Here is a 19,212-nt window from a genome sequence, read left to right as displayed (position 1 = left end):
CCCATGAAGTCCTGTCTTCCCCCCGATCCCCATCCCACCAAGCCGCAGCACGCGCTTCCCCCGCTGGCCTGCGACGCGCATTGCCATGTGTTCGGCCCCGCCGACCGCTTCCCTTATGCCCCCGACCGCAGTTACACGCCGCCCGACGCGCCTTACGAACACCTCGTCGCGCTCCACGACTTCCTCGGGCTCGCCCGTGGCGTGATCGTCCAGGCCAGCTGCCACGGGACCGACAACACGGCGATGCTCGACGCGATCGCGCGTGGCGAAGGCCGTTATCGTGGCGTGGCCATCGTCGACGATGGCATCGACGACAAGGGACTCGAGGCACTCGACCACGGCGGCGTGCGCGGTGTCCGCTTCAACTTCGTACAGCACCTGGGCGGCCGGCCGGACATGAAGGTGTTCTGGCGCGTGCTCGACAAGGTTGCGGAGATGGGCTGGCACGTCGTACTCCACCTCGATGCCAACGACATCGTCGAACTGAACGACGATGTACTCGCGAAGATCCGCGTGCCCTTCGTCATCGACCACATGGGTCGCGTGCAGGCCGCGAAAGGCCTGGACCAGGAACCGTTCCGGCTGCTGCTGGAACTCATGAGGACCAATCCGCTGGCGTGGGTGAAGGTCTGCGGGGCCGAACGTGTCTCCGTGGGCAAGCGTCCGTTCGACGATGCCATTCCCTTCGCCAGCGCCTTGATCGAGGCCGCGCCCGACCGTGTGCTGTGGGGTACGGATTTCCCGCATCCGAACATCTCGAAGGACATGCCGAACGACGGCGGTCTGGTCGACCTGATGTTCCGTTTCTGTCCGGACGAGGCGATGCGCAGGCGCCTGCTCGTGGACAACCCCGCCCGCCTTTACGACTTCGCCTGATCGATCCACGCCCCGAGAATCCCATGCCCGATATCGCCGCCACCGTTCCCTCGTCGCAGAAGCCGCGCAAGCCGTTCTACCGGCAGCTCTACGTGCAGGTGCTGGTGGCGGTGATCATCGGCGTCATCCTCGGCTACCTGTCGCCGAAGTACGCCGTGGCGATGAAGCCACTGGGCGACGGCTTCATCGCCCTCATCAAGATGGTGATCGGCCCGATCATCTTCTGCACCGTCGTTACCGGCATCGCGGGTATGCGCGACATGCGCAAGGTCGGACGGGTGGGCGGCAAGGCGTTGCTGTATTTCGAGATGATCTCGACGTTCGCGCTGTTCTTCGGCCTCGTCGCGGCGCACGTCTTCCACCCGGGCACGGGCTTCAACGTCGATCCCGGCACGCTGAAAGCGGGCGAGGTCGGCAACCTCGTCGCGCAAGGCCACAACATCGAGTCCATCGGCTTCCTGTTGTCGATCATTCCCTCGACCTTCGTCAGCGCCTTCGCGAAAGGCGACGTGCTTTCGATCCTCCTGATCTCGGTGTTGTTCGGCTGCGCGTTGGCATCCGTGGGCGAGCGTGGCAAGCCGGTGTACGACGTGATCGAGGCGGGCGCGCAGGTCTTCTTCAAGATCGTCCACTACATCACGGCGGTCTCGTCGATCGGTGCTTTCGGCGCCATGGCCTTCACCATCGGCAAGTACGGCGTGGTCTCCCTGGTGCCGTTGATGGAGCTGATTGGCAGCTTCTACCTCGTCTGCGTGCTCTTCGTCGTCCTGGTGCTCGGTGCCGTGACCCGCCTCGCGGGGTTCAGCATCCTGCGCTTCTGCGCTTACATCAAGGACGAGCTGCTGATCGTGCTCGGCACCAGTTCCTCGGAGGTCGTGCTCGCTCCGCTCATGCGCAAGATGGAAGACCTTGGCTGCCCGAAGGAGACGGTGGGCCTGGTGGTGCCGACCGGCTACTCGTTCAACCTCGACGGCACCAACATCTACCTGACCATGGCGATCCTGTTCATCGCCCAGGCCCTGAACATCGACCTGACACTGCAGCAACAGATCACGGTGGCGATCGTGGGGATGCTCACGTCGAAGGGTGCCAGCGGCGTCGCGGGAGCTGCGCTGGTGATGCTCGCCTCGACGCTGAGCGTGGTGCCTGTCGTCCCGGTCGCAGGCATGGTCCTCATCCTCGGCATCCACCGCTTCCTCGGCACGGGCCTCGCCATGACGAACCTCGTGGGGAACGGCGTCGCGGCGATCGTGGTATGCGCATGGGAGCGCGAACTGGATCGTCCGAGAATGGCAGCGGTGTTGAAGGCGGCATAAGCCCACAACAGATATCAGGCGGCGAGGGAGACGCCCGCTTCCAGCGCGTCGAAGTAGTTGCGCGTCAGCCGTAGTTGTGTCGCCGCGTCTTCCGCCTTGTTCACGACATGGCGGAACGCGGCGTTCTCGGGGCGATCCTTTGCGTACCAGCCCAGGTGCTTGCGGGCGATGCGCACGCCCATCTTCTCGCCGTAGAAGGCGTAGAGGTGTTCGAGGTGGCCCGCGAGGATGTCGCGCACTTCGCCGGGCGTGGGTTCCGGGAGGAAGCCGCCGGTATCGAGGTGGTGGGCGATCTCGCGGAAAATCCACGGGCGCCCCTGGGCGCCGCGGCCAATCATCACGGCGTCGGCGCCCGTCAGGCGGAGCACGTCGCGTGCCTTTAACGGATCGACGATGTCGCCGTTGGCGAGGACCGGGATCGAGACGCTGGCTTTCACCGCGGCGATGGTCGCGTACTCGGCTTCGCCTTCGTACTTGTCCGCGCGGGTGCGGCCGTGCACGGACAGCGCGGCGACGCCGGCGTCCTGCGCGATGCGCGCGATCGTCAGGGCATTGCGGTGCTCGCGATCCCATCCCGTGCGGATCTTCAGCGTGACCGGCACGTCGACCGCCTTCACCACGGCGTGGAGGATGCGCGCCACGAGCGGTTCGTCCTGGAGCAGGGCGGACCCTGACCAGACGTTGCAGACCTTCTTCGCGGGACAGCCCATGTTGATATCGACGATCTGCGCGCCGTTGTCGGCGTTGTACTTCGCCGCCTCGGCGAGCATGCCGGGGTCGTAGCCGGCGATCTGCACGCTTACCGGTTCGGGCTCGCCGTCGTGGTCCATCCGCCGCAGCGACTTGCGCGTGTTCCACAGGCGCGGATCGGCCGTGGTCATTTCAGACACGGCAAGACCGGCGCCCATGCGCTTGCACAGGAGCCGGAACGGCTTGTCGGTGACGCCGGCCATGGGCGCGAGCACCACGGCGGGCGCAATGGTGTAGGGGCCGATGCGCATGGCCTTGATTTTACACGATCAGCGGGCGCGGGTTCCCCGCTCGGCGGCCAGCGCGGCGACCGCGGCGGCCGCGTCCACCTCGCGCATTCCCTGGGTGACCCGGCTCGTCCGCAGCAGGATGTCGCGTGCGGTGGTCGCATCCAGGCGGGGCGACATCGAGAGGAGCAGGGCGAGGATGCCGCTGACGTGCGCCGCGGCCATCGACGAGCCCGAGGTGAAGTCGTAACCGCCGTCGGGCTGGGTGGTGAGGATGTCCTTGCCCGGCGCGCTCAGCACGCCCGCGGCCGCCGGCCCGGCGGCGCTCGAGCGGACCACGATGACGCCGGGGGCGTTGTCGGGGAAACCGCCGGTCCCGCCTTCGGGCGGGAGCGCGGCGACGACGATGCGCCCTTGGCCGAGCAACTGGCCGAGCAACTTGCCGAGGAGTGGGTCGGCCGGACCGCCCAGGCTCATGTTGATGATCCGTGCGTCGGTATCGTCGATGGCGGCGAGCGCCTTGGCCAGCGTAAACGAGTTGCAGCGCGCACCTTTGGCCGGATCGGGGTACCAGCAGGCCTTGTAGACGCTGATGCGGGATTTCGGCGCGATGCCGACCATGCCCTGGTGGTTGTCGCCCTCCGCGGCGATGATCCCCACCACTTCCGTGCCATGGCGGTCACTGTTGAACGCATGCGCGTCGTCGTCGACGGCATCGCCGCCGTCACGGACATGATCCTTCAGATCGGGGTGGCCCATGTCCGCGCCCGTGTCCACGACCGCGATATGCACGCCGTCGCCCTGGGTCGTGGTATGCGCCACAGCCGCCCGGGTTTCCACGAACCCGCGCTGCAGATCGGTATAGGGGTCGTTGTACTGTCGGCCGTCTGGCGGTGCCGCCGGCGGTGTGGCGTCGGCGTCGCTGTAGACGGCGTATTCCTGGAGCGGCTGTGCCAGTTGCACGCGCTTGTCCGCCGCCAGCCGCGCGATCAGCGCGTCGCGATCCGCCCCGGGCGGCGGCTGCAGCACGACGCAGTAGAGACCCAGCGCCTTGATCGGCCAGCCGGTGATCGTGCGGACGCCATACGCTTTCTCGATGTCGGCCAGCGCCGAGGCGGCGCGCTGGCCGGCACTGTAACCCGCGGCGGGCGTGTAGCCGAGGAGGTTGGAGCCGGCATGGGTCGCCGCGGGCTCCAGCGGATTGGCGACGGCCAGGACGATGTCGCGCTGGCTGTCCATGGCGCCGACGTCGCTACCGGAAGCGCGCGCGCCCACCGATGTTCCATCGTTCGCGCGCACGGATGCGCACCCGCCGAGTGCCGGGAGCAGGAGCAACGTGGCGACCGCGACAAGCAGCTGCTTCATGGCGCTCCGCTGACGGGCTCCGCGAAGCGGATGCCTTGCGTGGCGCGCAGGCGCTCCAGCGTCTCCTTCGAGGCGGCCTTGCCGTCGTCCGGGACGAGCGTATAGGCGCCCACGTCATTGGGACCGCCGGTGACACGGAGGTGCAGGTCCTGCAGCAGCTTGTTCCATTCGGCGACCTTCATCGCGGACTGCGGAACGACGCGCAACGAGCCGGGGAGCACCGGGGCTTCCGGCTGGCTCAATGTGCGGTAGGCCGGCGCGGGCGACTCCTCGCCGCGCAGTTTCATCCCGAGCACGCCGATGCCGATCGCCTGGACCAGCACCGCGGCGACGAGGCCGCGAACGACCCAACCCGACGCGAACCGGCGTGCGACGGGCGGTCGCGCTTCGGACTCGTCGATGCGAGCCATCAAGCGGGCCAGGCCCGCCTCCGCGTCCACCGGCAGATCGGTCGGGAGGGACAGCGCCCTGCGCAGGCGTTCCTGCTGGGCAAATTCCTGACGGCAGGCCGGGCAGCCGGCGAGGTGAGACTTCAGCCACTCGTCCTGGGCGGCCGGAGCGTCGCCCCGGAGGACCCAGGGCATGGCGTCCCAGGCTCGTGTGCAGTCCCTGCCGGCATCCTTATGGAGGGTCATGGCGCGCTCTCTCTGGTGATGTTCCGCTCCCCGCCGAGGCCGGGAAGCACGTTGCGCAGCTTCACCCGCGCGTGGAAAAGTCGGGCCTTCACGGTGCCCACCGGGCACTGCATGATCGAAGCGACGTCGTCGAGCGTGTGGCCGACGCCGTACACCAGCTCGACCACGACCCGCTGGTCGGCGGAAAGCCTGTCGAGGCCCTTGCCCAGCCAGTCGCGCAGCACACGGTCGTCATCCGGGTCGTGCGATGGCGTGCGGTCCTCGGGCAGGTTGTCCTCGTCCACCGGCTCGCTGCCGTGCTGGCGCAGGGCCTTGAGGCAGCAGCGGTAGGCGATGCCCATGATCCAGGTGGAGACCCGGGAGTCGCCCTGGAACGTGCCGGCCTTCTGCCAGGCGACCAGGAAACTGTCGTTGATGGCCTCCTCGACGATGTCCGGCCGCCGGGTGAGGCGCGACAGGAACCGGCAGAGCCGACCGTGATAGCCGCGATACATCGTCGCGAGCGCACTCCGGTCGCCGTCCGCCATGCGCTTCAGCAGCTGGCGGTCGGTCGCGTCGGACTCGTTGTCGGCGTCGCTCATGGGCTGGCCCATTGGTTCGAATGACCCGTGAGTTCCCGGCGGGAGCCCAAAGGTTGCGCAGACCGCGCCGGCCCTCAGAAGGCCCGCGAAATCGTCGCTGTCCAGGGTGAGACCCTGGGCTGGTAGGCCGGACGATCGCGGTTGCTGGCGATGTGGGCGACCTCGACCCGCCATGGCCCGTTATCCCATGTGAGGCCGGCGTGCCCGTAATAGTAGTGGTTGCGGCGTTCATAGCCGGCACGCCGGGGCGGTACCAGCTCCTGGGCGACCCCGGCGCTGGCCGCCAGGGAGAAGCCGCCGGCCAATGGCCACCGCACGCCGATGTCGGCGGCGCCGCGCGGACGCTGGCCGCCGTAATGGTTCATGTGCGAGGCCGAGAGACCCACCGTCAGCACGTCGCGATAGATCCAGCTGACGCCAAGCTCCGTGCGGTCGTACGTTCGCGCCCGCCCGTGGCTCGGATAACGGTAGCCGAGCAGGTTCGCCTGCATCTGCCAGTCGGCGGAAAGCGACCAGGAGTGCGCCACCTGCGCGACGAAGCTGGCGAAGCCGCGCGGTGTGCGGAGCTGGGCGCTGGCCGAGACGCCGGCGGACCATCCCGAGGGCGACGTCCAGGCAAGTGCGCCCTGCAGGACGGGCCCGGGCCGCGTGACCGCGACCCCGCGGTCGACCAGTTGTGAGTTCAGGGCGATGGTGCCGGTCAAGGGCGAGGCCTGCGCATGGACCGTCTGGCACGCCATCGCCACCGCAGCGGTCACGACGACGCCGGCCGAGCGTGCACAACGGCGCGCCCGGGGAACGGTGACCTGTCGGCGGTGCGGGGCAGGCAGGAACGCGGGACCATCCTCCATCGGCGGCATCCGGCCGATCCGGGTGCCGTGAGCACGCGGATCACACTCTAGTGCAGCGTGTCGAGATAGGAAATCAGGTCGTCGAGGTCCTTCGCGTTGTCCAGCCCGTCGTATTTCATCTTCGTGCCGGGGTTGGCCTTCTTCGCCGGCTGCGACAGGTAGGTGTGCAACTGCTCCGCCGTCCATGTCCACGGGCTGTGCTTCAGCGCGTCGGAATAGTCGTAGTCCGCCACGCTGCCCGCCTTCCTGCCCACGATGCCGAAGAGGCTGGGCCCTTTCTTGTTGCGGCCCTCCTTCACCGCGTGGCATTCGGCGCATTCCGATTTGAAGACGTCCTTGCCGGCATCGGCATCGCCGGCCCTGGAGGGCGGTGATGTCGATGCCCAGCCGGCAACGAGCAGGGCGAGGAGGGCGAATCGAAAAGGATGCCGCGAGTTGTGTGTCGACACGCGATGGGTTCCCGTCATGGTCAGAAGGCGATGCTGGCGGAGAGGGAGAACGCGTTCAGGTCACGCGCGTCGGTGCGCTGCGTTCCCGGTGGCGCGAAGAAGATGTCGTCTTCCCTGCCGGCGAAGCGGGTGAAGCGGAACCAGGTCGCGGCGAGCTTCAGGTTGGCGATGGAGGTATACGAATCGTCCTTGCCGAACGGTGCCCAATAGACGCTGATGAGGTTGGTCGTCGTGTCCGGATCGCCAGAGGGTCCGAAGCGCGCGAGGTCCGTGGAGCCCGTGCTCTTGAAGTGCGTGAAGGTCACGCCATACGTCTGCTTGAAGGTGTAGGTCACGGTCATCGTCTGGTCGTGCACGATGCCGCGATCGCGCGCGAGCACGCCGCCGATGATCGGGGTACTGCCGTAGTCGCGCTTCTCCAGGATGTTGACGTAGGCGAGCTGGACGATGTGCTCGCGGTTACCAAGGTACTGGTAGGTCAGGTCGTAGCCGAGGTCGGTGATGTCGTCGCTGGGTCCGGAGCGCGGCAGTTGCCGCTTCGTCGTCAGGCCCACGACACCCGCCGAGAAGAACTGCCGCTTCATGTCCTTCATATAGGCGAAGCGGGCATACCCCGTATCGCGGAGCCGTCCCGGGTCGCCGCCGATGTTGTAGCCGAGATGGTCCTGCTGTGAGGTTGGCAAGGAGCGATAGCTACCCACCTCGCCATACCAGTTGTCGTCGAATAGCGCGTACGCGGTCGCGCCGATCACGCGGTTGGCCAGCGAGTTCGGGCTCGACGGATTGAGCAGGGAGCCGGTGACGCCGGCGGGTCCGAGGAAACTCGCGGAGGGCAGGGCGGCGATCGGATCGTTGAAGCCGGGACTGTTGTTGACGCTCACGCCGAACAGCGCGTCCTTGCCGCCGATCTTCAGTTCCTTGGCGACGAAGCGCAGGTCCACGCTGCTGAGCTTGGTGTTGTATGTGTTGTGGCCGGTGTGATCGGCCTCGACCTTCACGAAGCCGCCGACCTGGTCGGTAAGGCGGCCCGCAAGGTAAAGGTCGCCCTCCGTCAGGGACGTGCTGCTATCCCCCCGGGCCGGATTGTTGTGCGTCTCGGTCAACTGCAAGGCCAGCGGGATCTTGGTGCCCTTGCCGTCGGTGTCGGTATAACCGCCGAGTTTGAAGCGCATGCCATAGGGTGTCAGCGCCGGACCATATGCACCCGCGTGGCAGTCCGCGCAGGCGGCACCGGTCTGTCGTGCGTAGGCGGGAATCGCCTGGGCCGTCGTCGTGGCGAACAGCAACAAGACGGCCACGAGGCCGCCGAATAGCAATGTGTCGATCCTGCGCTTCGGGCGTCGGCTGGGTAACGGCAGCATGGTCTGGTCCTTCTTCCTGTTGTCGATGGGTCGCAACGAGCAGGGAGCCGCGCCCATCAGCGGCGGCGCCCGGGTAGCATCATGCGAAGCGTGTGGTCGCGCAGCACGAAGTGGTGCCAGAGCGCGGCGCCGAGGTGCAGGGTGACGAGCACCAGCAAGGCCCATGCGGCGTCCACGTGCCAGGCCTGCAAGGCATCGGCGAGGTCTTCGTCTTCCCCGACGAGCGGCGGCAGGGTAAGGCCGAAGAAATGCACCGGGGTCCCGGCGGCGCTGGACATGGCCCAGCCGAGCAGCGGGAGGGCAAGGAGCAGCGCGTAAAGCGCGACATGCGTCAGCCCGGCGCAGATGCGCACGATGCGCGGATGGTCGCCACCGGGCTGCAGCTTTCCGTAGCGCATGCGGAGACCGACGCGGGCGAAGAAGAGGAGGAGCACCAGCAATCCCGCATGGCGATGGCCTTCGAGCAGCCACTGGCGCAGGGCGCGTCCGTCCAGTTCGTTCCAGAGCAGGATCAGGGTCGCGGCCGCAACGACACACAGGACCGTCAGCCAGTGGAGCGCCACCAGCTTTCGTGGGCGCGCCGGTACCGGTTCGTGTGTCGCCATCGCCAGCCATCCTCGTGAGCCATGTCCGGTTGAGTGCCCGTCGACCCGCAGAAGGTTGCGCCATGGCGGGGCAACCTTTTGCCATGCCCCGCGGCACTCAAGCTCGAGTCCGCCGCCAGCACAGCAGGTCGCCCGAACATGGACATCCAACCGATCCTCCTGCAGACGCATGGCGACAGCCGAGGGATGCTCGTCGCGCTCGAGCAGGAAAGGAACGTTCCCTTTCCGATCCGGCGCGTGTACTACCTCTTCGCGACGACCGCCCATGTGCATCGCGGCATGCACGCGCACAGACGGCTGAACCAGATGGCGATCGCCGTCCGCGGCCGCGTCACGTTCCTGCTCGACGATGGCACCGGTCCCGCGGAGGTGACGCTCGAGGACCCCACGCAGGGCTTGCTCCTGGGAAGCATGGTGTGGCGCGACCTCTACGACTTCAGCGATGACTGCGTGCTGATGGTGTTGGCCGACCAGCCCTACGACCCGGCCGACTACATCACCGATTACGACGAGTTCCTCGACGAAGTGCGCGGCGAGGCAAGGCTGGGGGGCACCGCGTGGTAGCCGTTGCTTCGCAGCACGTACCCTTCCTCGACCTGCGCGCCGTCAACGCGGCGCACGCGGAGGAGCTGAAAGAGGCGGTCGCGCGCGTCGTCGACTCCGGCCGCTACATCCTCGGCGACGAACTGGCGGCATTCGAGGACGAATTCGCGGCGTGGTGCGGCGTCGGTCACGCCGTCGGCGTGGGCAACGGGCTCGATGCGCTGTCGCTGATCCTCCGTGCTTACGTCGAGCTCGGTGCACTGGGCGAGGGCGACGAAGTCATCGTTCCTGCCAACACCTTCATCGCGACCTTCCTCGCGGTGAGCGGCAACCGCCTGGTGCCGGTGCCCGTGGAGCCCGACGACGCCACGTTCAATATCGACCCTGCACGCATCGAGGCCGCTAGTGGCCGTCGCACGCGGGCGATCGTGGCCGTGCACCTTTACGGACGCCTTGCCGACATGCAGGCGCTCGCCACGATCGCGCGGCGCCATGACCTGCTGCTGATCGAGGACGCGGCCCAGGCGCACGGTGCCACGATGCGCGACCGCAAGGCGGGCTCGTTCGGGGACGCGGCCGCCTTCAGCTTCTATCCCGGCAAGAACCTCGGTGCGCTCGGCGATGCCGGCGCCGTGGTCACCGACGACGACACGTTAGCGGACACCGTGCGCTCGCTGCGCAACTACGGGTCCTTCGAAAAGTACCGGCACGCGCGGGAAGGCGTGAATTCGCGCCTGGATGAGCTGCAAGCGGCGCTGTTGCGCGTGAAGCTGCGCTACCTCGATGGCGAGAACGCGGCCCGCCGGCGCATCGCCTCCGCCTATCGCGAAGCAATCGCCCACCCGGCCATCCGGCTGCCGGAGGAGGGCACGCCCGGCGCGCACGTCTGGCACCTCTTCGTGGTGCGCAGCGCATGGCGCGAGGCATTGCGCATGCACCTTGCCGAGGCGGGCGTACAGACGCTCGTGCATTACCCGATCCCCCCGCACCGGCAGGACGCTTACCCGCGCCTGCGGCACCTGTCGCTGCCGCTTGCCGAGCGCATGCACGACGAGGTGCTGAGCCTGCCGATGTCGCCCCGCCTCGACGACGAACAGGTCGAACGGGTGGTCGACGCCTGCCTGGCGTTCCCCGCGCCATGAATGTCCTTCGCTCCGGCGTCTACGCGGCGGCCGGTACGGCCGCACGCCTGCTCGCGGCGCTGCTGGTGGTGAAGCTGGTCGCCTCGTTCGCCGGTCCCGCCGGCGTCGGCCGCCTCGGGCAGTTCATCAGCCTCATGTCCCTTCTGGCTGTCTTCGCCGGCGGCGGCATCGGTTCCGCCGTCGTGAAGTACGTGGCCGAGTACCGCGACGACGATGCCCGCCTGTCACGACTGTTGGCCGCCGCGCTGTGGTACGCCCTCATCGCGTCCTGCGCGATGGGCCTGGTGACCTGGTCGTTCAGTGCGAGGATCGCCACCTGGCTGCTCGGCGACGCGGGTTACGCGGGGCTCGTTCGCGTGCTTGCCGTTGCCCAGCTCGGCGTCGCCGTCGTCAACTACATCCTCGCCGTCGTCAACGGATTCATGGACGTGCGCCGGCTGGCGCTCATCCAGGTCGTCGGGTCGATCCTGGCGATGCTGGTCGCCCTCGTGCTCTCACGCTGGCTGCACCTGTACGGCGCGCTGCTGTCCCTCGTGCTCGGCCAGGTGCTGTGGCTTGTGATCGGTCTTCCCGCCTGGTGGCGCAGTCCCTACTTCAGCCGCGGCATGCTGCGCATGCGCTTCGACCGCGAGATGACCGGGCGCCTTGCCGCTTTCTCGACGATGACCCTCACCTCGGCCCTGGTGCCTCCCCTGGTCAACATCGCCGTCCGCGACGACCTCGCGGCCCGCTTCGGCTGGGAGCAGGTCGGCTATTGGCAGGCGGTCACGCGTGTTTCCGATGCGTACCTCTTGTTCATCGTCACCGCGATCAACATCCACTACCTGCCACGGCTCGCGGCGGCCAAGGCGAGGGCGCCGCTGGTTGCGGCGCTTCGTGAGGCGTGGCGCTACCTGTTGCCTGCGGTAGCCCTCGTGGCCGCTGTCATCTACCTGATGCGCGACGTCGTCACCCGGGTGCTCTTCAGCGGCGACTTCGTCGCGGCCAATGCGCTGTACGCGCCGCAGCTGGTCGGCGATGTACTGAAGGTCGCGTCCTTCGTGCTGGCGTACCTGATGCTGGCAAAGGCCATGACCCGACTGTTCATCGTGTCCGAGCTGGTCTTCGCCGCCACGTATTTCCTTCTGGTGCATGCGTTCACCGCGCAGTTCGGGCTCATCGGCGCGATGTACGCGTTCGCCGCTAACTATGCGGTGTACCTGCTCTTCAACCTCGTCGTGGCGCGACGCTACCTGGGGACCCTGTGACATGACCACGCCGACGCTCCCCGCGATGCCGCTCGTGTCGGTGCTGGTGCCGGCATACAACCACGAAGCCTTCGTGCAGCACTGCCTGGACAGCATCCTCGCCGACCCGTATCCGGCCAAAGAGATCGTCATCATCGACGACGGTTCGACCGACGGCACCGCGGCACGGATCGAGGCATGGCTGGCGCTGCACCGCGACCACATCCCGGTGGAATACGTGCGCTGCGAGAACAAGGGCATCGCCGCCACCCTCAATGAACTCGCCGCCCGCGCCCACGGCGAATTCCTGCGCATCGGTGCCAGCGACGACCTCCTCCTCCCGGGCGGTTGCGAGGCGCTGGTGCGCTACCTCATGGCACACCCGGGGAAGGGCGCGGCCATCGGCGATTGCGTGGTCGTCGATCGCGAGGGCACGAAGATCCTCGATAGCGGCATGTCGGACCTGCACGGTGCCGACAAGCGGCTGTACCGCTCCGACGAGGGCATCCGACGCGCGGTGATCAGTCACTGGGCGATCGGCGGGCCGGTCACCATGCTGCGGAAGGGCGCTCTCGAGACCGTGGCGCGTTGGACGGAAGGCCTGCGCATCGATGACTGGGACTTGTTCCTGCGTCTTGCCGCGCGGGACGCGATCGGGTTCATCGACGTCAAGGTGTGCGCGTACCGCCTGCACGGCGCGAACTTCAGCAAGACCCGGCACACCGCCACGCGCATCGTGAACCTGACCGAGGCGCGCGAGGTCGCCTTGCGGCGGGTGTGCATGTTCGCCGAGCCCGATCGCACGCGACTGCGGGCGGAGGCCTGCCGGATCGGCGCCAAGATCGCCTTCCTCCAGGGCAGGATCTGGCCCGTCGCCGTGCACATGGCCGCGTACCTCTCGCTGCTGGCCATGTCGAGGCTGCGCGTCGGCCACGGACGTCACCGCATAGGCGCGGCATGAAAGCGCTCCTACGCATGCCTTCGGCCTACCTGTGCCTGCCGATGCTCCTGGCCTGCGGCATGACCTGCCTCACGTACGACCTGCCCGCGGGCTATGGGCAGGGCATCCTGCTGCTGGTGCTCGCCGCCATGGGCATCATGCTCGCGGACATGCTGTTCGGACCGAGGCTGCCCATCGCGGAACGCTTTCGGCAGCGGCGCTACGAGGGTACACGGGAGGCGTTCGTGGCCCTCGCGTTCGCGGGAGTCGTCGTCGTCTTCTGCCTGCTGGACGTGGCGCTGTACCCGGTGCCGCTGATCGACGACCCGTCGTCGTACGCCACGCTCGAGCCCGGCCGTGAGCACCTGCGGCACATCTCCGACATGTGCTGGACACTGCCGGTCATCGGCTTGTTATGCGCGCGGCACCGGGCGCTCCGCTACGGCCTGCTCACCGTGGGCCTCGTGTTCCCGATCCTTGTCATCGATCGCAACCGCATCTTCGCGGGACTGTTTTCGATCGCCTTCGTACTGGCGTTTCGCCGCGACGCGTCCCGCCCGCTGCCGTGGAAGGCGATCGGCGCGCTGTCGCTCACCGGCTGCGTGGTTTTCTCTGTGCTCGGCGCGCTGCGTTCCGGCTCCATCGAGCACGTGACCCTGCCTTTCGGCGACCTCTACCAGGCGGCGCCACAAGGCGTGAAATGGTTGCTCCTGTACATCAGCGCGGGCCCGTACAACTTCGCGTCGATGCTCGCCAAGCACTACGCCAACGCGGACTTCCTCGTCCACCAGCTGGTGCCCGGCAGCGGCCCGTTGCTGACCGCCGACACCGATATCCCGTTCGATGCGGCGAACATCAATGTCGGTACCGAATACCTCCCGTTCCTGCTGGCATGGGGTGCGGCCGGCGCGGTCGCTTCCATGGTCGCGGCCTATGCGTTGCTCCTCTGGTGCGTGCGCCGGCTCGGAGAGGGCGTCTCCTTGTTCGGCCTGCTGATGTTCCTGCGCATCGCCTACGTTTCCGTGATGGCGCCCTTCGCACCGCAGATCTTCATCTGGATGAACGGCGGGTTCCTGGCGCTCTGTCTCCTGTTGCAACTTCTCGCGGCCCTGCTGCCGGACCGGCGCGCGGCCCGCTCTCTCCCTCCCGAACCACACCACGAGTTCCCGGCATGGCAAACGACGACGAAATCTACCTGATCGACATGTGGCGCATCGTCGTCCGTGAATGGCGCTGGTTTATCGGTGTCGGCCTCATCGTCGTCGCCGCGACATTCGCCTATCTCCACCACGCCCGCAGCCAGTGGGAAGCCACCGCCTGGATACAGATCGGCCAGGTGGGATCGGCGCCCGTGGGGCAGGATCCGCACGTCGAGGCCTTCTCGCGCACCGTCGAACGGCTGGAGACGAGGAACTTCCAGGATGCCGTGCTGGACAGCGTCGGCGTGCCGGTCGACGGGCCCGCCGGCCGCCTCTACCGCGGCAGCATGAAGATCGAGCAGCTGGCGTACGCCAACATCATCAAGTTGCGCGTACGCGGCTACTCGCCGGAAGATGCGAAGCAACTGGCTACCGCGACAGCGACCGTTCTCCAGGACGTCCACTCGCGACTCGGAGCCATGCCGTTGGCGCTCGCCAGGGATCGACTCGACGCACTGGAGTCGGAATTGAAGGAGGCAGAGGCCAATCGCCGCCACCTGGCGACCGAGGCGACGGGCAAGGGTGACACCGCGGCACTCGCCGCGATCGCCCTCGCAACGAACAATGCGGAGATCCGGGGCCTTGAGCACGCGCGCGCCGACCTCGCGAGCCGCCTGCTCGCCAATTACACGTACGAGACGTCGACGGCATGGCCGGTTTACGCGCCGAAGGACCGGGTGTTCCCCAACACGCTGCTCACGGCTGGCATAGGTCTGCTCGCCGCGGCGTTCCTCGCGAGCCTGGCGGCCGTGGCGCGGCATGCGTTGCGGGTGCGGCCGGTGCGCGCCGGCGTGTCCGTCCACGCCGCCTGATTCAACCGAATTCCCGCGCGTCGGCACATACGGGCATGAACCGACACGCAGAGGCCTCGCAGGCCGTACCCGAACCCTTCGACGAGACGCGCCTGCTCGATACGCAGCGGGCGTTCGACAGCGTCGCGCCCGACTACGACGGCCCGCGCGGCAATAACGAACTGATCCAGCGGATGCGCACGACGATGTGGAACACCGTCGGTGCGGAACTGCCTGCCGGCTCGCGCTTGCTCGACCTGGGTTGCGGCACGGGCCTGGATGCCGTGGAATTCGCCCGGCACGGGTACCACGTCGTCGCAAGCGACTGGTCGCCGGAGATGATCGAGCGGACGCGCGCCCGTGCCGTCGAGGCCGGCGTGGAATCGCGGTTGAGCGCCGTCCACCTGGGCATACAGCAATTGCACCTGCTGGGTGGCCGGTTCGATGGCGTCTATTCGAACTTCGGTCCGCTGAACTGCGCGCCGGACTTGCATGCCGTCGCCCACGAATGCGCGCGACTGGTGCGTCCCGGTGGCAGCCTCGTCTTCTCCGTCATGGGGCGCATCTGCCCCTGGGAACTGGGACATTACGCGCTGCGCCGTCGTTTCCGCCGCGCGGGCGTGCGCTTCGGGAAGGGCGTGCGCGCCGTGGGCATGAACGGCCACACCATCTGGACCTGGTACTACATGCCGCGAGAGTTCCACGCGGCGTTCGCGGAGCATTTCACGCTCACCAGCTACCGCGGGTTGAGCGTGTTCCTGCCGCCGCCGTACATGGTCGACCGCTACCGGCGCCATCCGGGCTGGTACGAGCGGCTCGGTCGCATGGACGACCGCCTCGGCCACCTCCCTGTGCTACGGGACATGGGCGACCACTTCCTGATCGTGATGCAGCGGCGTTGAGCATGCGTGGCGTGGCCTCCATTCCCGGCTTCACCCTCACCGGCGTGTCCTTGGCCGGCGGCGCACGAGGGCCGCTCCAGCTTCGTGCCGGCCGCATCGCCGCGCGGGCGGGGACGCGTGCCTTTCCGCTCGACCTTCGCGACCACATCGTCTTTCCCGGTCTGGTGAACGCGCACGAACACCTCCAGGTGAACACCGTGCCGCCTCTGCCAGGCGACGCGGTGTTCCGCAATGCGTACGACTGGATCGATGCCTTCCAGGCGCACTTCGCGGATCCCGCGACGGTAGCCGCGCTCGCGGTACCGAAGGCAAGGCGCATGCGCCACGGCGGACTCAAGAACCTCCTCGCCGGGGTCACTTGCGTCGCCCAGCACGATCCGTGGCATCCGGTGCTCGACGGGCCCGACTTTCCCGTGAGCGTCCTGCGTGACCACGGCTGGAGCTATGCGCTGCATGGTCCGGCGTACGGCCCACCGGTGCAGGCCAGCTTCGCGGCGACGCCCTTCGGCAGGCCCTGGATGATCCACCTTGCCGAAGGCACGGACGCCGTGGCCGCGGGCGAGCTGGACGAGCTCGATCGCATGGGCTGCCTCGCCGCCAACACCGTGCTCGTCCACGGTGTCGGCATGGGCACGCGCGACATCGAGCGCGTGATCGCCGCGGGCGCCGGTGTCGTCTGGTGCCCGGGCAGCAACCGGCGTCTCCTCGGTCGCACGCTCGATCCGCGATCGTTGCAGGCCGCCGGCCGGCTGGCACTCGGCAGCGATTCGCGCGTGAGCGGCGAGCGCGACCTGCTCGAGGAGTTGCGCGAGGAAGCCTTGCGCGGCGAACTCTCGAGCGAGGACCTGCTCGGGCTGGCGACCGCCGACGCGGCGCGCCTGCTCCGATTGCCCGCCCGCGGGCACCTCGATGCCGGCTGCGTGGCGGACCTCGTCATCGTCGAGGATCGCGGCGCCGCCGGTGCGGACAACCTCGTCGGCCGCACGCGTGCGGAGCTTCGCGCCGTGGTGCGCGACGGCCTGCCATGCCTGGCCGATCCCGACTTCGCCGACTGGTTCGCGGCGGCGAACGTCGACACCATCGCGGTCACGCTGGATGGCAAGCCGAAGCTGCTCGCGCGAGCCTTCGCCGATCCCGATCTGCTGGCGATGGAGCCCGGGCTCGAGCCGGCGGCGTCGACCGGCCGCAGCTCGCGGCGCGTGGGAGAGCGGGCGTGAGCGGAATCCCGATACTCGACCCCGTGGAGGCCTATGCACTCTGGGCCGAGACGTATCCGGCGCAGGCGCACAATCCGGTCATGCGTGCCGAAGAGCGCGCCATGCTCGGCTTGCTACCTTCTGATCTGCGTGGCATCACCGTGGTCGATGCCGGCTGCGGCAGCGGGCGCTACGTGCGACACGCGCTCGCGCGCGGTGCCGCTCGCGTGCACGGCGTGGACATTTCCCCGGAAATGCTAGCGCGTGCCGCCAAAGCGCTCGCCGGCGTGGACACGGCCTCCCGTGTCGATCTCGTCCAGGGCGACCTCGAAGCCTTGCCCTTGCCGGACGACATGGCGGCCATGACCTTGTGCGGGCTCTCCGTGGGCCACCTCGATGAACTCGAGCCGGCCCTGGGCGAGTTGCGGCGTGTTACCCAACCCGGAGGACGCATCCTCTGCAGCGACGTGCACCCGACAGGGCATGCCCTCGGATGGCTGCGTGATTTCAAGGCGGGGGGCCAGCGTTTTGCGGCGCGCCACACGCCGCACCTCTATAGCGATTGGCATGCGGCGTGCCTCCGGCTTGGGCTGGCGATCGAGCGTGTGCTCGAGCCGATGCTCGACCCGATCGACATCCCTGACGGTGCGCACTTCGATCGTCGGGCGCTCGACCTGCCTGTCGCCCTGGTTTTCCAGTTGCGCCGGCTCCCCATTCCCTTGCCCGGGCCGTTGCCATGACACCGTCCGCGAACACGCTGCTGGTCAACCCGACCATTACCTCGCGCGCGAGCGCCCGGTTCCCCTTGTCGCTGCTGCACTTGTCCGCCGCGCTCGACGTGCATGGGACGAGTCGCATCGTGGACGGCAACGTCGATCGCGACGTGGTCGCCGCCACGCTCCAGGCGATCGGGGAGGAGCACTTCGACGCCGTGGGCATCAGCGTGATGGGCGGCCCACAGATGGCGCCGTCGATCGCCCTCTCGAAGGCGATACGCGAGCGCCGTCCCGACCTGCCGATCGTCTGGGGCGGCTACTTCCCGACGCTTTACACCGACACGGCGCTGTCCGCCTCCTACGTCGATTACGCGATCCGCGGCCAGGGCGAGGAGAGCCTGCCGGAACTGCTGGCGGCGCTGCGTCGCCCGGATCGCGACGTGTCCCGCATCGCGGGGTTGTCGTGGAAGCACGATGGCGCTGTCGTGCATAACCCGAACCGCCGCTTCTCGCTGGGCGACAGCGGCATCGTGCTTCCGTACGACAAGCTCGGGGATCCGCGACGCTACCTCGCGCGCACCTTCCTCGGTCGCCGCACGGCAGCCCACCAGGCCGCCATCGGTTGCCGCTTCCGTTGCACCTTCTGTGGCGTGGCGGCGATGTTCGGTGGTGCCACGACGTTGCCCACGACGGCACGCCTCGAACGGGACCTCCGCTACCTCAAGCATGACCTGGGCGCCGATTCGATCCAGTTCTTCGACCACAACTTCTTCGACAGGGAAGCCGACATGATCCCCCTGCTGGAGATCATGGCGAAGCTGGAGCTTCCGTGGTGGTGTTACGCCCGCTCCGATGCACTGCTCAATCTCTCCGAGTCGACATGGAAGCTGGTTCGCAAGAGTCGCCTGCGCATGGCGTACATCGGCGCGGAATCACCGAGCGGCGCAATGCTCAAGGAGATCCGCAAGGGCACGCGCCCGGACCAGACGCTGGAGGTGGCGGAGCTCTGCCGCCGGCACGGCGTGATCCCGGAACTATCGTTCATGGTGGCGCCCCCGGTGAATACGGAAGAGGAGACCATCCATACGTTCGAGTTCATTCGCGAACTGAAGAAGATCAATCCGCACTCTGAAATCATCGTCTACATCTACACGCCCCTGCCGGAGGGCAGCAAGCACGAGAAGGATCGCGGCAAGCGCGCGTCGATGCCGTTGCTCGACCTGCACGGCGAGCCGGTCATTTTTCCCGCGACGCCGGAAGAATGGACGGAGAAGCGCTGGGTCGACTACGCCTGTCATGCGGATGCCCCTTGGCTGACCGACGACCTTCGTCGGCATATCCAGGACTTCGTGACGGTGTTGCGCTGCCGCTTCCCGACCGTGCAGGACCTGCGCTCTCCCACGTGGGCGAAGCGCGGCCTGAGCGCGATGGCGGCGTGGCGGTATCGCCGGCGAAGCTACGACAAGCCGTGGGAACTGAACCTCGCCAATCGCCTGGTGCGCCTGCGCCTCCCGCAGGTTTCCGGACTCTGAGGCGGCCGC

20 protein-coding genes are annotated in these 19,212 nt (G+C 67.8%); 12 read left to right on the top strand and 8 right to left on the bottom strand.

Annotation, left to right across the window (positions count from 1 at the left end; all coding sequences use genetic code 11):
- Positions 1 to 3 precede the first annotated feature (3 nt).
- Together ACQKIE_RS13875 and dctA are read left to right on the top strand one after the other, a co-directional pair.
- Entirely contained in the window at positions 4 to 876 is an 873-nt protein-coding gene (locus ACQKIE_RS13875) for an amidohydrolase family protein (RefSeq protein ID WP_427460052.1), read from the top strand.
- A 23-nt stretch (positions 877 to 899) separates the two neighbouring features.
- Positions 900 to 2,192 (top strand): C4-dicarboxylate transporter DctA, encoded by a 1,293-nt coding sequence (dctA, locus tag ACQKIE_RS13870; protein WP_427460050.1) that lies wholly within the window; start codon positions 900 to 902, stop codon positions 2,190 to 2,192.
- 14 nt (positions 2,193 to 2,206) lie between these two features.
- Here dctA and dusB read toward each other — a convergent pair whose 3' ends face one another.
- The 8 genes from dusB to ACQKIE_RS13830 all read right to left on the bottom strand — a co-directional run bounded on the left by dusB (position 2,207) and on the right by ACQKIE_RS13830 (position 9,016).
- Positions 2,207 to 3,193, bottom strand: a complete 987-nt coding sequence (gene dusB / locus ACQKIE_RS13865) for a tRNA dihydrouridine synthase DusB (protein ID WP_427460048.1) — start codon at positions 3,191 to 3,193, stop codon at positions 2,207 to 2,209.
- Between the two features lie 18 nt (positions 3,194 to 3,211).
- Positions 3,212 to 4,534, bottom strand: a complete 1,323-nt coding sequence (locus ACQKIE_RS13860) for a S8 family serine peptidase (RefSeq protein ID WP_427460046.1) — start codon at positions 4,532 to 4,534, stop codon at positions 3,212 to 3,214.
- The gene (locus tag ACQKIE_RS13855; RefSeq protein ID WP_427460044.1) at positions 4,531 to 5,169 is read right to left on the bottom strand and encodes a zf-HC2 domain-containing protein; all 639 of its coding nucleotides are present in this window, start codon (positions 5,167 to 5,169) and stop codon (positions 4,531 to 4,533) included. The genes ACQKIE_RS13860 and ACQKIE_RS13855 overlap by 4 nt, the downstream gene beginning before the upstream one ends.
- Entirely contained in the window at positions 5,166 to 5,762 is a 597-nt protein-coding gene (locus tag ACQKIE_RS13850; protein WP_427460042.1) for an RNA polymerase sigma factor, read from the bottom strand. Before ACQKIE_RS13850 ends, ACQKIE_RS13855 begins: the two co-directional genes overlap by 4 nt.
- A gap of 62 nt (positions 5,763 to 5,824) precedes the next feature.
- Positions 5,825 to 6,610 (bottom strand): TorF family putative porin, encoded by a 786-nt coding sequence (locus ACQKIE_RS13845; protein ID WP_427460040.1) that lies wholly within the window; start codon positions 6,608 to 6,610, stop codon positions 5,825 to 5,827.
- A gap of 38 nt (positions 6,611 to 6,648) precedes the next feature.
- Complete coding sequence (locus tag ACQKIE_RS13840) at positions 6,649 to 7,050, bottom strand: c-type cytochrome (RefSeq protein ID WP_427460038.1); 402 nt, start codon at positions 7,048 to 7,050, stop codon at positions 6,649 to 6,651.
- A 20-nt stretch (positions 7,051 to 7,070) separates the two neighbouring features.
- The gene (locus tag ACQKIE_RS13835) at positions 7,071 to 8,411 is read right to left on the bottom strand and encodes a cytochrome C (protein ID WP_427460036.1); all 1,341 of its coding nucleotides are present in this window, start codon (positions 8,409 to 8,411) and stop codon (positions 7,071 to 7,073) included.
- A gap of 56 nt (positions 8,412 to 8,467) precedes the next feature.
- Positions 8,468 to 9,016 (bottom strand): cytochrome b, encoded by a 549-nt coding sequence (locus tag ACQKIE_RS13830; protein WP_427460034.1) that lies wholly within the window; start codon positions 9,014 to 9,016, stop codon positions 8,468 to 8,470.
- A 138-nt stretch (positions 9,017 to 9,154) separates the two neighbouring features.
- Here ACQKIE_RS13830 and ACQKIE_RS13825 point away from each other — a divergent pair, with 138 nt between their 5' ends.
- Genes ACQKIE_RS13825 through ACQKIE_RS13780 form a run of 10 tightly spaced genes read left to right on the top strand, consistent with a single transcriptional unit; the run spans position 9,155 to position 19,203 of the window.
- Positions 9,155 to 9,580 (top strand): sugar 3,4-ketoisomerase, encoded by a 426-nt coding sequence (locus ACQKIE_RS13825; RefSeq protein WP_427460032.1) that lies wholly within the window; start codon positions 9,155 to 9,157, stop codon positions 9,578 to 9,580.
- Positions 9,574 to 10,701 (top strand): DegT/DnrJ/EryC1/StrS family aminotransferase, encoded by a 1,128-nt coding sequence (locus ACQKIE_RS13820; RefSeq protein WP_427460030.1) that lies wholly within the window; start codon positions 9,574 to 9,576, stop codon positions 10,699 to 10,701. The genes ACQKIE_RS13825 and ACQKIE_RS13820 overlap by 7 nt, the downstream gene beginning before the upstream one ends.
- The gene (locus tag ACQKIE_RS13815; protein WP_427460028.1) at positions 10,698 to 11,948 is read left to right on the top strand and encodes an O-antigen translocase; all 1,251 of its coding nucleotides are present in this window, start codon (positions 10,698 to 10,700) and stop codon (positions 11,946 to 11,948) included. Before ACQKIE_RS13820 ends, ACQKIE_RS13815 begins: the two co-directional genes overlap by 4 nt.
- A 1-nt stretch (position 11,949) precedes the next feature.
- Complete coding sequence (locus ACQKIE_RS13810; protein ID WP_427460026.1) at positions 11,950 to 12,888, top strand: glycosyltransferase family 2 protein; 939 nt, start codon at positions 11,950 to 11,952, stop codon at positions 12,886 to 12,888.
- Positions 12,885 to 14,066 carry a hypothetical protein gene (locus ACQKIE_RS13805; RefSeq protein WP_427460024.1) on the top strand — a complete coding sequence of 394 codons (1,182 nt, stop codon included), beginning with the start codon at positions 12,885 to 12,887 and terminating at the stop codon, positions 14,064 to 14,066. Before ACQKIE_RS13810 ends, ACQKIE_RS13805 begins: the two co-directional genes overlap by 4 nt.
- Positions 14,039 to 14,878 (top strand): Wzz/FepE/Etk N-terminal domain-containing protein, encoded by an 840-nt coding sequence (locus ACQKIE_RS13800; protein WP_427460022.1) that lies wholly within the window; start codon positions 14,039 to 14,041, stop codon positions 14,876 to 14,878. Before ACQKIE_RS13805 ends, ACQKIE_RS13800 begins: the two co-directional genes overlap by 28 nt.
- Positions 14,879 to 14,913: 35 nt before the next feature.
- Entirely contained in the window at positions 14,914 to 15,759 is an 846-nt protein-coding gene (locus ACQKIE_RS13795; protein ID WP_427460020.1) for a class I SAM-dependent methyltransferase, read from the top strand.
- Positions 15,760 to 15,761: 2 nt separating this feature from the next.
- The gene (locus ACQKIE_RS13790) at positions 15,762 to 16,976 is read left to right on the top strand and encodes an amidohydrolase family protein (RefSeq protein WP_427460018.1); all 1,215 of its coding nucleotides are present in this window, start codon (positions 15,762 to 15,764) and stop codon (positions 16,974 to 16,976) included.
- A complete protein-coding gene (locus ACQKIE_RS13785) occupies positions 16,973 to 17,695 on the top strand; it encodes a class I SAM-dependent methyltransferase (RefSeq protein ID WP_427460016.1) in 723 nt (240 codons plus the stop codon). Before ACQKIE_RS13790 ends, ACQKIE_RS13785 begins: the two co-directional genes overlap by 4 nt.
- Positions 17,692 to 19,203 carry a B12-binding domain-containing radical SAM protein gene (locus tag ACQKIE_RS13780; protein ID WP_427460014.1) on the top strand — a complete coding sequence of 504 codons (1,512 nt, stop codon included), beginning with the start codon at positions 17,692 to 17,694 and terminating at the stop codon, positions 19,201 to 19,203. Before ACQKIE_RS13785 ends, ACQKIE_RS13780 begins: the two co-directional genes overlap by 4 nt.
- Positions 19,204 to 19,212: the final 9 nt, after the last annotated feature.

It is taken from the genome of Luteibacter sp. NPDC031894, assembly GCF_050273135.1.
Taxonomy (GTDB): Bacteria; Pseudomonadota; Gammaproteobacteria; order Xanthomonadales; family Rhodanobacteraceae; genus Luteibacter.
Note: the sequence above shows the minus strand (reverse complement) of the source record. Positions and strands in the feature narration are given on the sequence as shown.

Excerpts from the sequence above, each read along its gene's own strand:
- ACQKIE_RS13875 (WP_427460052.1), top strand. The coding sequence starts at position 4 with ATGAAGTCCTGTCTTCCCCCCGATCCCCATCCCACCAAGCCGCAGCAC.
- dctA (WP_427460050.1), top strand. The coding sequence starts at position 900 with ATGCCCGATATCGCCGCCACCGTTCCCTCGTCGCAGAAGCCGCGCAAG.
- dusB (WP_427460048.1), bottom strand. The coding sequence starts at position 3,193 with ATGCGCATCGGCCCCTACACCATTGCGCCCGCCGTGGTGCTCGCGCCC.
- ACQKIE_RS13860 (WP_427460046.1), bottom strand. The coding sequence starts at position 4,534 with ATGAAGCAGCTGCTTGTCGCGGTCGCCACGTTGCTCCTGCTCCCGGCA.
- ACQKIE_RS13855 (WP_427460044.1), bottom strand. The coding sequence starts at position 5,169 with ATGACCCTCCATAAGGATGCCGGCAGGGACTGCACACGAGCCTGGGAC.
- ACQKIE_RS13850 (WP_427460042.1), bottom strand. The coding sequence starts at position 5,762 with ATGGGCCAGCCCATGAGCGACGCCGACAACGAGTCCGACGCGACCGAC.
- ACQKIE_RS13845 (WP_427460040.1), bottom strand. The coding sequence starts at position 6,610 with ATGCCGCCGATGGAGGATGGTCCCGCGTTCCTGCCTGCCCCGCACCGC.
- ACQKIE_RS13835 (WP_427460036.1), bottom strand. The coding sequence starts at position 8,411 with ATGCTGCCGTTACCCAGCCGACGCCCGAAGCGCAGGATCGACACATTG.
- ACQKIE_RS13830 (WP_427460034.1), bottom strand. The coding sequence starts at position 9,016 with ATGGCGACACACGAACCGGTACCGGCGCGCCCACGAAAGCTGGTGGCG.
- ACQKIE_RS13825 (WP_427460032.1), top strand. The coding sequence starts at position 9,155 with ATGGACATCCAACCGATCCTCCTGCAGACGCATGGCGACAGCCGAGGG.
- ACQKIE_RS13815 (WP_427460028.1), top strand. The coding sequence starts at position 10,698 with ATGAATGTCCTTCGCTCCGGCGTCTACGCGGCGGCCGGTACGGCCGCA.
- ACQKIE_RS13810 (WP_427460026.1), top strand. The coding sequence starts at position 11,950 with ATGACCACGCCGACGCTCCCCGCGATGCCGCTCGTGTCGGTGCTGGTG.
- ACQKIE_RS13805 (WP_427460024.1), top strand. The coding sequence starts at position 12,885 with ATGAAAGCGCTCCTACGCATGCCTTCGGCCTACCTGTGCCTGCCGATG.
- ACQKIE_RS13800 (WP_427460022.1), top strand. The coding sequence starts at position 14,039 with ATGGCAAACGACGACGAAATCTACCTGATCGACATGTGGCGCATCGTC.
- ACQKIE_RS13795 (WP_427460020.1), top strand. The coding sequence starts at position 14,914 with ATGAACCGACACGCAGAGGCCTCGCAGGCCGTACCCGAACCCTTCGAC.
- ACQKIE_RS13790 (WP_427460018.1), top strand. The coding sequence starts at position 15,762 with ATGCGTGGCGTGGCCTCCATTCCCGGCTTCACCCTCACCGGCGTGTCC.
- ACQKIE_RS13780 (WP_427460014.1), top strand. The coding sequence starts at position 17,692 with ATGACACCGTCCGCGAACACGCTGCTGGTCAACCCGACCATTACCTCG.